The following is an 8,969-nucleotide window of genomic DNA, read 5'->3' on the forward strand; positions in this document are numbered from 1 at the left end:
GCAGAGAGCCCGCTTTTGCGAGAAGCCGCTTTTCCGGCGAGCTCGCCTGGCGCGCCACGGTGGCGGCGACAAGCGCCGCCGGCCAGGCCTTTGCGGCGATCGGCGCGCTCGACTGCGTCACCGCCTTCCTCCATCCTGGTTTCCACATGGTCGCCTATCCGGTAAGCGGGGGCAGCGCCGTCAACCTCGCCGCCTTCACCAAGGGCGAGCGCATTGCCGAAGGCTGGTCGGGCCATGCCGATCCCGCCATTCTCGCCAGCGCCATGCGCGGCACGTCGCAGGTTCTGGCAAGGCTTGCCACGCTCGCCGGCCCCTGGACGGCATTTCCGATCCACACCGTCGAGCAGCAGTGCTGGACGATGCCGGAAGGCGTCGCGCTGATCGGTGACGCCGCGCACGCCATGACGCCGTTCGCGGCGCAGGGCGCGGCTATGGGCATAGAGGACGCCGCGATGCTTGCCAGTTTGGTCGCCGACTTTCCCGCCGATCCGCGGCAAAGCCTCGGTATCTGGGAAAATCTCAGGCGCCCGCGCATCGAGAAGGTGCTCAGGCGCGGCGCGCTCAACCGGTTGGCATGGCATGCCTGGGGACCGGTGGCGCTAGCCCGCAACCTGGTGCTGGCGACGCGGCCGGCGGAAAAGCTCGCGGCGGATCTGGACTGGCTCTATGGCTGGGAGGAGCGGAACGTTGTAGGGCGGTAAGGCGTCGCAGCGATAAAGCTCGACAGGCTGGCGGGACAGAGGGGGGTGTGACGGAACGCGGCGTTCGCAACTCGCGGATATGCCAACCATCAATCATACAGCCTCATCGACAACCCCAGCGACACCGGGAGCGGGTTCCACCAGCCGGTGCGCAGGCCGGCGGTGCGCAGTGCCGCCGCCGTCCAGGTGTTGCAACCGACCAGCGCGTTGAAACGGCCGTTGGCCTCGTAGAAGCGGTCGAAGCTGGAATAGCCGGCATTGTCGATGACCGTCGGCCCGTTCGGCCCCTGCCGGAAGCTCGATTGAATGTAATCGAGCAGCACCGAAAAGTGCTTCTCGTCGATGTCGAAGCCAGCGACGTCCGGGCGCGGTTCGGCAATCGCGCCGGCGAGGTCGACATGCATCACCGAGGCGTCCAGCGTCAGCGCCTTCAGCACCGGCACGGCCCTCAGTTCCGACCATGTCGGCGTCTCCAGGTAGAACGCGCGACCGCCCCAGCCGAAAATAAGGTAGCGCGCCTGCGGCGCATCGGTGGGCAGCCCGGCGTCGGCGAGGAAATGATAACGCCGGCGCACGCCGTCATCGACCGGGATCGCGATGTCGGTATGGATCGGGTTCTTGAGCACCAGTATGCGCCTGGTGCCCTCGCCCGCGGCCACCGCCGGCCAGAGTGGGCGCGGCACCAGCGTGCCGAGCGCGGCGGTAAAAAGGAGCACAGCGACCAGCATGGACGGGAAACGCAGGAATTTTCTCGTCAACGGCGGGGCTCCGTTGCGCCTCTAGAGCAATTCCAGAAAAAGTGTGTAACAGTTTTCCGTCCGGAATTGCGTAAAAACAAATAGTTAGAGTGGGTCAGCGATTCTGTGAAAAGCCGAAACCGCTCTAAGCACAGAGTTTCTTAGCCGATCGTCCAAAAACAAAGAAGCCCGACCTTGCGGCCGGGCTTCTCAAATCGTTGTCGCGCTGTGTTAGTGCAGGATCTGCGACAGGAATAGTTTTGTGCGCTCATGGCGCGGATGGTCGAAGAATTCGGCCGGCGTGTTCTGCTCGACGATCTGGCCCTGATCCATGAAGATCACCCGGTTGGCGACCTTGCGGGCAAAGCCCATCTCGTGCGTGACGCAAAGCATGGTCATGCCCTCCTCGGCCAAGCCAACCATCGTCTCCAGCACTTCCTTGATCATTTCCGGATCGAGCGCCGAGGTCGGCTCGTCGAACAACATGATGCGCGGATTCATGCACAGCGAGCGAGCGATCGCCACGCGCTGCTGCTGGCCGCCCGAGAGCTGGCCGGGATATTTGTTGGCCTGCTCGGGGATCTTGACGCGCTTCAGGAAATGCATGGCGATTTCCTCGGCCTGCTTCTTCGGCGTCTTGCGCACCCAGATCGGCGCCAGCGTGCAGTTCTCCAGGATGGTCAGATGCGGGAACAGGTTGAAATGCTGGAACACCATGCCGACCTCGCGGCGCACCTCGTCGATCTTCTTTAGGTCGTTGGTCAGTTCCTTGCCGTCGACGATGATCTTGCCCTTCTGGTGCTCCTCCAGCCGGTTGATGCAGCGGATCATGGTCGACTTGCCGGAGCCGGACGGACCGCAGATGACGATGCGCTCGCCGCGCATCACCTTGAGGTTGATGTCCTTCAGCACATGGAACTCGCCGTACCATTTGTGCATGCCGACGATATCGATGGCGACATCGGTGGTCGAGACATGCATCTTCTTGGCATCGACCTTGATGTCTTCCGCGCTGACGGCGTTTTCGGTGCTCATGGCCAATTCCCCTTTTATCGTTCGATTTGATGCATGTCGTTATCCCAAAACCGTTTCACACTTTTGGGCGACATGCATCAGCGTTTGTAGCCGGTGTCGAGCCGGCGTTCGGTGTACATTGAATAGCGCGACATGCCGAAGCAGAACAGCCAGAATACGAAGGCGGCAAAGACGAGGCCGGATTTCGCGGTCTGCGGCGTCGCCCAGTTGGCGTCGGACAGGTTCTGTTTGACCACGCCCAAAAGGTCGAAGATCGAGATGATCAGCACCAGGCTGGTGTCCTTGAACATGCCGATGAAGGTGTTGACGATGGCGGGGATGACCAGCTTCAGCGCCTGCGGCAGCACGATCAGACCCATCTTCTGCCAGTAGCCGAGGCCGAGAGAATCGGCGCCCTCATACTGCCCCTTCGGGATCGCCTGAAGGCCACCGCGCACCACTTCCGCCATATAGGCGGCGGCGAACAGCGACACGCCGATCAGCGCCCGCAGGAACTTGTCGAAGGTGACACCGGCCGGCAGGAACAGCGGCAGCATGACACTGGCGAAAAACAACACCGTGATCAGCGGGATGCCGCGCACGGTCTCGATGAAAATCACACACAGCATCTTGACGATCGGCATCTTGGAGCGCCGGCCGAGCGCCAGCAGCGTGCCGAGCGGCAGCGACACGGCGATACCGACGAAAGAGAGGCTGAGCGTCACCAGCAGCCCGCCCCAGCGCGAAGTCTCGACAAGCGGGAGGCCGAACGCACCGCCGGACAAGAGAAAGAAAGACACAACCGGCAGCACCAGGAAGAGCAGGATGGCGTTCAGTCCCTTGCGCGGCACGCGTGGAATCAGCATCGGCACCAAAAGCACCACCAGCAGGACAGCGACCAGGATCGGCCGCCAGCGTTCCTCGACCGGATAGGTGCCGAACATGAACTGCCCAAACTTGGCGTTGACGAAGGCCCAGCAGGCGCCACTCCAGCCGTCGGGCTGGATGCCGCCCTGCGCGACCGTTGCGCAGACCGTGCGGTTGGGCCCGATCCATTGGGCGCTGATGAAGGCCCAGTTGATGACCTGCGGCAGCACCCAGAGAACAATGGCGATGCCGAGAACGGTGAGGATCGTGTCGCTGACCGAACCGATCAGGTTCTTGCGCACCCAGGCATAGGCGCCGCGCTCGGTGGGCGGCGCCGGCTGGGCAAGCGCCATCTCGGTGCGCACCCAGGACATATCGTGTTCCTGCATGACCCTACCTCTCCACCAGCGCCATTCTGGCGTTGACGACGTTCATCACCGCGGAGGTGATGAGGCTCAGCACCAGATAGGCGATCATCATGATAAATACGCCCTCGACCGCCTGCCCGGTCTGGTTGAGCACCGTGCCGGCAGTGGCGGTAAGGTCCGGATAGCCGATGGCGATCGCAAGCGAGGAGTTCTTGGTCAGGTTGAGATACTGGCTGGTCATCGGCGGAATGACGATACGCATCGCCTGCGGCACCACAACCAGGCGCAGAATCGGGCCGGAGCGCAGACCAAGGGCGCCGGCCGCCTCGGTCTGACCCTTGCTGACACCCCTGATGCCGGCGCGCACGATCTCGGCGATGAAGGCCGCCGTATAGCAGGAGAGCGCCAGATAGAGCGACAGGAACTCGGGTTTGACCTGGAAGCCGCCAGTCAGATTGAAGGTCGACTGCTTCGGCAGGTCGAAGGTGAGCGGCATCCCGGCGAGCAGGAAGGCAAGCACCGGCAGGCCGACGATCAGGGCCACCGAGGTCCAGAACACCGGGAACTGCTGGCCGGTCGCCATCTGGCGCTGGCGCGCCCGGTACGCGACGAACCAGGCCATGGCGAGCGCCACGACGAAGGCGACGCCGATCAGCCAGGAGCCATCGCCCCAAATCGCGCGCGGAAAATAAAAGCCGCGCTGGTTGAGGAAAGTGCCGAACGGCAGGTGGAAGCTTTCGCGCGGCGGAGGCAGGACGGCCAGCACGCCCGAATACCAGAAGAAGATGACCAGCAGAGGCGGGATGTTGCGGAAGATCTCGACATAGACCGTGCAGATCTTGCGGATCAGCCAGTTGTGCGACAGGCGACCGATGCCGATGACGAAGCCGATGATGGTGGCGGTGACGATGCCGGCAACTGCGACGATGATGGTGTTGATCAGGCCGACGAGGATGGCGCGGAAATAGGTCGAATCGGACGTATAGGCGATCGGCGTATCCGAGATGTCGAAACCGGCCCTGCCCCTCAGGAAGCCGAAGCCGGAGGCGATGTGCAGGCGAGCCAGATTGTCGATGACGTTCTGCACGATCCACCAGACCGAGCCGAACAACAAGACGATGACCAGCGTCTGAAAGAAGATGCTGCGTATTTTCGGGTCATTGACGAAGGAGCCGCGGCTCGGCTCCTCGCGAAGGATTTCCTGCGATGCCATGCGACCATCCCCTGGAAAGAGAAACCGGGAGGCAGATGACCTGCCCCCCGGGATCACGTTTCGATCAGCGGATCGGCGGAGCGTATTGCAGGCCGCCCTTGGTCCACAGCGCGTTGATGCCGCGCGCGATCTTGAGCGGGCTGCCGGAGCCGACATTGCGCTCGAACATTTCGCCGTAGTTACCGACCGCCTTGACGATGTTGACGACCCAGTCATTGGAGACGCCGAGATCGGTGCCGATCTTGGTGTCGGCTTCCTGGCCGAGCACGCGCTTGACCTCGGGATTGTCCGAGTTCTTCATCTCGTCGACATTGGCCTTGGTGATACCGAGCTCCTCGGCGTCGAGCAGCGCGAAGTAGGTCCACTTGACGATGTGGTACCACTGATCGTCGCCCTGGCGCACGGCCGGGCCGAGCGGCTCCTTGGAGATGATCTCGGGCAGCACGACGTGATCGGCAGGCGAGCCCAGCGTCAGACGGATGCCATAGAGGCCCGACTGGTCGGTGGTGTAGACGTCGCAGCGGCCGGCGTCATAGGCGGCGTTGACCTCTTCCAGCTTCTCGAACACGACGGGGTTGTACTCCATCTTGTTCGACTTGAAGTAGTCGGCAAGGTTGAGCTCGGTCGTGGTGCCGGTCTGCACGCAAACGGCGGCGCCCGAAAGCTGCAGCGCCGAGTTCACGCCCGGCAGCTTCTTGGCGTTGATCATGAAGCCCTGGCCGTCATAGTAGGTGGTGCCGACGAAGTTCAGGCCGAGCGCGGTATCGCGGTTGATCGTCCAGGTGGTGTTGCGCGACAGGATGTCGACCTCGCCGGACTGCAGCGCGGTGAAGCGTTCCTTGGCGCTGAGCGGTGTGAACTTGACCTTGGTGCCGTCACCGAAGACGGCGGCCGCGACGGCGCGGCAGAAGTCGGCGTCGATGCCCTGCCATTCCCCCTTGTCGTCCGGCGCCGAGAAGCCGGCGAGACCGGTCGAGACGCCGCACTGGATAAAGCCCTTCTGCTTCACGGTATCCAGCGTGCCGGCCGAAGCTGCCGACGCCGTAAACCCGAGCGCGGCGGCGCCAAGAATGCCGATTGCGATGTGTTTCATGACCCACAGACCCTTTTCTGCTTTACAGGCGCCCCTGCTTCCCAGGCAGCCCTGATCTTTTTTCATGTGTGAATGCAGCTCCCACTTCGGCCCACTCCCGGACCCGCACCGTTGCCGGTGCACTGCCTCCCATTCACGAAACGCATCGAAGGCGATTATTCCTGTGAGGTCAAGGGAAATGACCGAATTGCGACACGTTTGAAAACCGATTGCCGGAAATGCCCGAATTGCAGTCAGAAGCGCCCGCGAATTGGTCAAAAGCTGCAACCGGAACCGGCAAGTCGGAGCCCACGGAAATTTTGAACGTTACGCTAATTCATGCCGGTAACTACTGTCGCCGGCGATGGAAGGACTGGCGCGATTCATGGCGAAGGGCGGGCGCGCCAAGGTGCCTTCGACGCAAGTCCACCGGAGGCGCGCAAAGGGCGCGATCGGTGAGCCGGCGAGCTTTTATTTGGCCCACCCAAACACCGACGCTTGGCGGGCTCGGAGCGGTTGCACGGGCCGCCACGCCGCACTATGGCTGAGCTCCAGACACACTACGACAGGCGACGAACCATGGCGACAGACGGCAGCAAGATCGGCATCAACACGCGGCTTGCCCATTCCGGCAACAACCCGCGCGACTATTTCGGCTTCGTCAATCCGCCGGTCGTGCATGCCTCGACAGTGCTATATCCCGACGCCGCCGCGATGGCATCGCGCAGCCAGAAATACACTTATGGCACGCGCGGCACGCCGACCATGGATGCGCTCACGCTGGCCGTCGACGCGCTGGAGGGTTCAGCCGGCACGATCGCGGTGCCATCCGGCCTTGCGGCGGTGACAATCCCCCTGCTCACTTTCGTCTCGGCTGGCGACCATCTGCTGATCGTCGATTCGGTCTATCATCCGACACGGAATTTCGCCGACACCATGCTGAAGCGCCTCGGTGTCGAGATCGAATATTACGATCCGCGCATCGGCGCCGGCATCGCCCAGCTGATCAAGCCCAACACCAAGGTGGTGTTCGCCGAATCGCCGGGATCGAACACCTATGAGGTGCAGGACATTCCGGCAATCGTAAAGGCCGCGCATGCGGCAGGCGCCATCGTCATGATGGACAACACCTGGGCGACGCCGCTCTTTTTCAAACCGCTCGACCATGGCGTCGACATCTCGATCCATGCGGCCACCAAATATCCGGCCGGCCATTCCGATGTGCTGCTCGGCACGGTGTCGGCCAACGAAACGCATTGGAAGGCGCTCTACGAAGGCTTCTGCACGCTGGGATGCTGTTCCGGGCCGGACGACGTCTACCAGGTGCTGCGCGGCCTGCGCACGATGGGGGTCAGGCTCGAGCATCACCAGAAGAGCGCACTCGACATCGCGCGCTGGCTGGAGGAGCAACCGGGCGTGGCGCAGGTGCTGCATCCGGCACTGGAAAGCCACCCGGATCACGCGCTGTGGAAGCGCGACTTCTGCGGCTCGAGCGGCATCTTCTCGATCGTGCTCAAGGGTGGCGGGCAAAAACAGCAGCACGCCTTCCTCGACGCATTGAAGATCTTCGGCCTCGGCTATTCCTGGGGCGGCTATGAGAGCCTTGCCGTGCCGGTCTTCCTGGGCGACCGCACCATAGCCAAGGGCTCCTATGCCGGTCCGCTCATCCGCCTGCAGATCGGGCTCGAGGACGTCGAGGACCTCAAGGCCGACATCCAGCGCGGGCTCAAAGCGGCAGCCGAAGTCTGAGCGGCGGGCATAGCGCCCGACCAGATCGGACAAGTCCGGGAACCTTTTGCCGGCAGGCGCATCCAATTCACGGATGAAACGCCTGTCCGGGAGATTGGGCGCGATTGAGAAAGCCGAGGCCGCTGGCGGTGTGGCGAACGCGTCGCCTCGCGCAATAATATTCTTCCCGGCCGCGAATATACGGATTGGTTTGGCTTCCAAATCCGTGGCTTCGGCGGCATTGCGAGCAGCGCAAATTCCAGCCATTTGATCCCAAGGGCCTGCCATGGCGTTCCGCCTCTTCGTTCCGATCCTTGCCGGCGCGACGCTCCGCGAACGACTGCTTGCCTGCATCGGCGCGACCATCGGCGTCGCGCTGACCGGCGTGATCAGCGGGCTCGCCATGGGGAGCGGCCCGCATGTGGCGCTGCTGGTGGCGCCGATGGGGGCTTCCGCCGTGCTGCTGTTCGCCGTGCCTTCGAGCCCGCTGGCGCAGCCTTGGTCGATCATCGGCGGCAATACGATTTCGGCGCTGGTCGGCGTCACGGTGGCGCATTTCGTGCATGACCCGGTGATCGCCTCCGGGCTGGCCGTGGCGCTCGCCATTGCCGCCATGTCGTTCACGCGCTCGCTGCATCCGCCGGGAGGCGCCGCGGCTCTCACCGGCGTGCTTGGCGGACCGGCCGTGGTCAGCGCAGGCTTTTTGTTTCCCTTCGTGCCGGTGGCGCTGAATTCGATCATATTGGTGACGCTCGGCTTGCTGTTCCACAAGCTGTCGCGGCGCAATTATCCGCATGTCCACGCGCCTGTGGCCAACAGCCACGGCACCGCCGACCGGCCGCCCACGACGCGCGTCGGCTTCCGGCCGGAGGATGTCGATGCTGCCCTTGCCGCGCTCGACGAGAGCTTCGACATCGACCGCGACGACATCGAAAGGCTGCTGCGTCAGGTCGAATTGCAGGCGACGGTGCGCTCGCACCGCACCCTGCTCTGCCGGGACATCATGTCCCGCGACGTGATCTCGGTGACGGAGAACGCCACCGCGGACGAGGCGCGAAAGCAGCTTCTCGACCACAATATCCGCATCTTGCCGGTGGTCGACGCCGAGGCAAGGCTGGCCGGCGCCGTCGGCCTGCGCGAGCTGACGAGACCGACCGACACGGTAAAGGGCGTGATGTCGAAGGCCGGCACCGCCTCGCCCGACACGCCGGCGATGAGCCTGCTGCCGGCGCTGACCGACGGGCACAGCCATGCGGTGGTGATCGTCGA

General features: G+C 63.4%; 8 protein-coding genes. 3 read left to right on the forward strand and 5 right to left on the reverse strand.

Annotated elements, in window-relative coordinates:
• The coding region (locus EOA38_RS19335; RefSeq protein WP_189434749.1) for an FAD-dependent monooxygenase at nucleotides 1-701 on the forward strand (701 nt) is incomplete at its 5' end.
• A gap of 89 nt (nucleotides 702-790) precedes the next feature.
• Here EOA38_RS19335 and EOA38_RS19340 read toward each other — a convergent pair.
• The 5 genes from EOA38_RS19340 to EOA38_RS19360 all read right to left on the reverse strand — a co-directional run bounded on the left by EOA38_RS19340 (nucleotide 791) and on the right by EOA38_RS19360 (nucleotide 5,993).
• Entirely contained in the window at nucleotides 791-1,429 is a 639-nt protein-coding gene (locus EOA38_RS19340; protein ID WP_126095948.1) for a TIGR02117 family protein, read from the reverse strand.
• Between the two features lie 240 nt (nucleotides 1,430-1,669).
• Nucleotides 1,670-2,473 carry an amino acid ABC transporter ATP-binding protein gene (locus EOA38_RS19345; protein WP_126084530.1) on the reverse strand — a complete coding sequence of 268 codons (804 nt, stop codon included), beginning with the start codon at nucleotides 2,471-2,473 and terminating at the stop codon, nucleotides 1,670-1,672.
• A 77-nt stretch (nucleotides 2,474-2,550) separates the two neighbouring features.
• A complete protein-coding gene (locus tag EOA38_RS19350) occupies nucleotides 2,551-3,708 on the reverse strand; it encodes an amino acid ABC transporter permease (RefSeq protein ID WP_126094473.1) in 1,158 nt (385 codons plus the stop codon).
• Nucleotides 3,709-3,712: 4 nt separating this feature from the next.
• Nucleotides 3,713-4,900 (reverse strand): amino acid ABC transporter permease, encoded by a 1,188-nt coding sequence (locus tag EOA38_RS19355; RefSeq protein ID WP_126094474.1) that lies wholly within the window; start codon nucleotides 4,898-4,900, stop codon nucleotides 3,713-3,715.
• A 64-nt stretch (nucleotides 4,901-4,964) separates the two neighbouring features.
• Nucleotides 4,965-5,993 (reverse strand): amino acid ABC transporter substrate-binding protein, encoded by a 1,029-nt coding sequence (locus tag EOA38_RS19360; RefSeq protein WP_126094475.1) that lies wholly within the window; start codon nucleotides 5,991-5,993, stop codon nucleotides 4,965-4,967.
• A gap of 558 nt (nucleotides 5,994-6,551) precedes the next feature.
• Between EOA38_RS19360 and EOA38_RS19365 the strand changes: the two genes are divergently transcribed.
• Both EOA38_RS19365 and EOA38_RS19370 read left to right on the forward strand, forming a co-directional pair.
• Entirely contained in the window at nucleotides 6,552-7,721 is a 1,170-nt protein-coding gene (locus EOA38_RS19365) for a cystathionine beta-lyase (RefSeq protein WP_126094476.1), read from the forward strand.
• Nucleotides 7,722-7,986: 265 nt separating this feature from the next.
• Nucleotides 7,987-8,969, forward strand: a 983-nt coding sequence (locus tag EOA38_RS19370; RefSeq protein ID WP_145965999.1) for an HPP family protein, incomplete at its 3' end; no start/stop codon positions are given.

The organism is Mesorhizobium sp. M1E.F.Ca.ET.041.01.1.1 (assembly GCF_003997355.1).
Classification (GTDB): Bacteria; Pseudomonadota; Alphaproteobacteria; order Rhizobiales; family Rhizobiaceae; genus Mesorhizobium.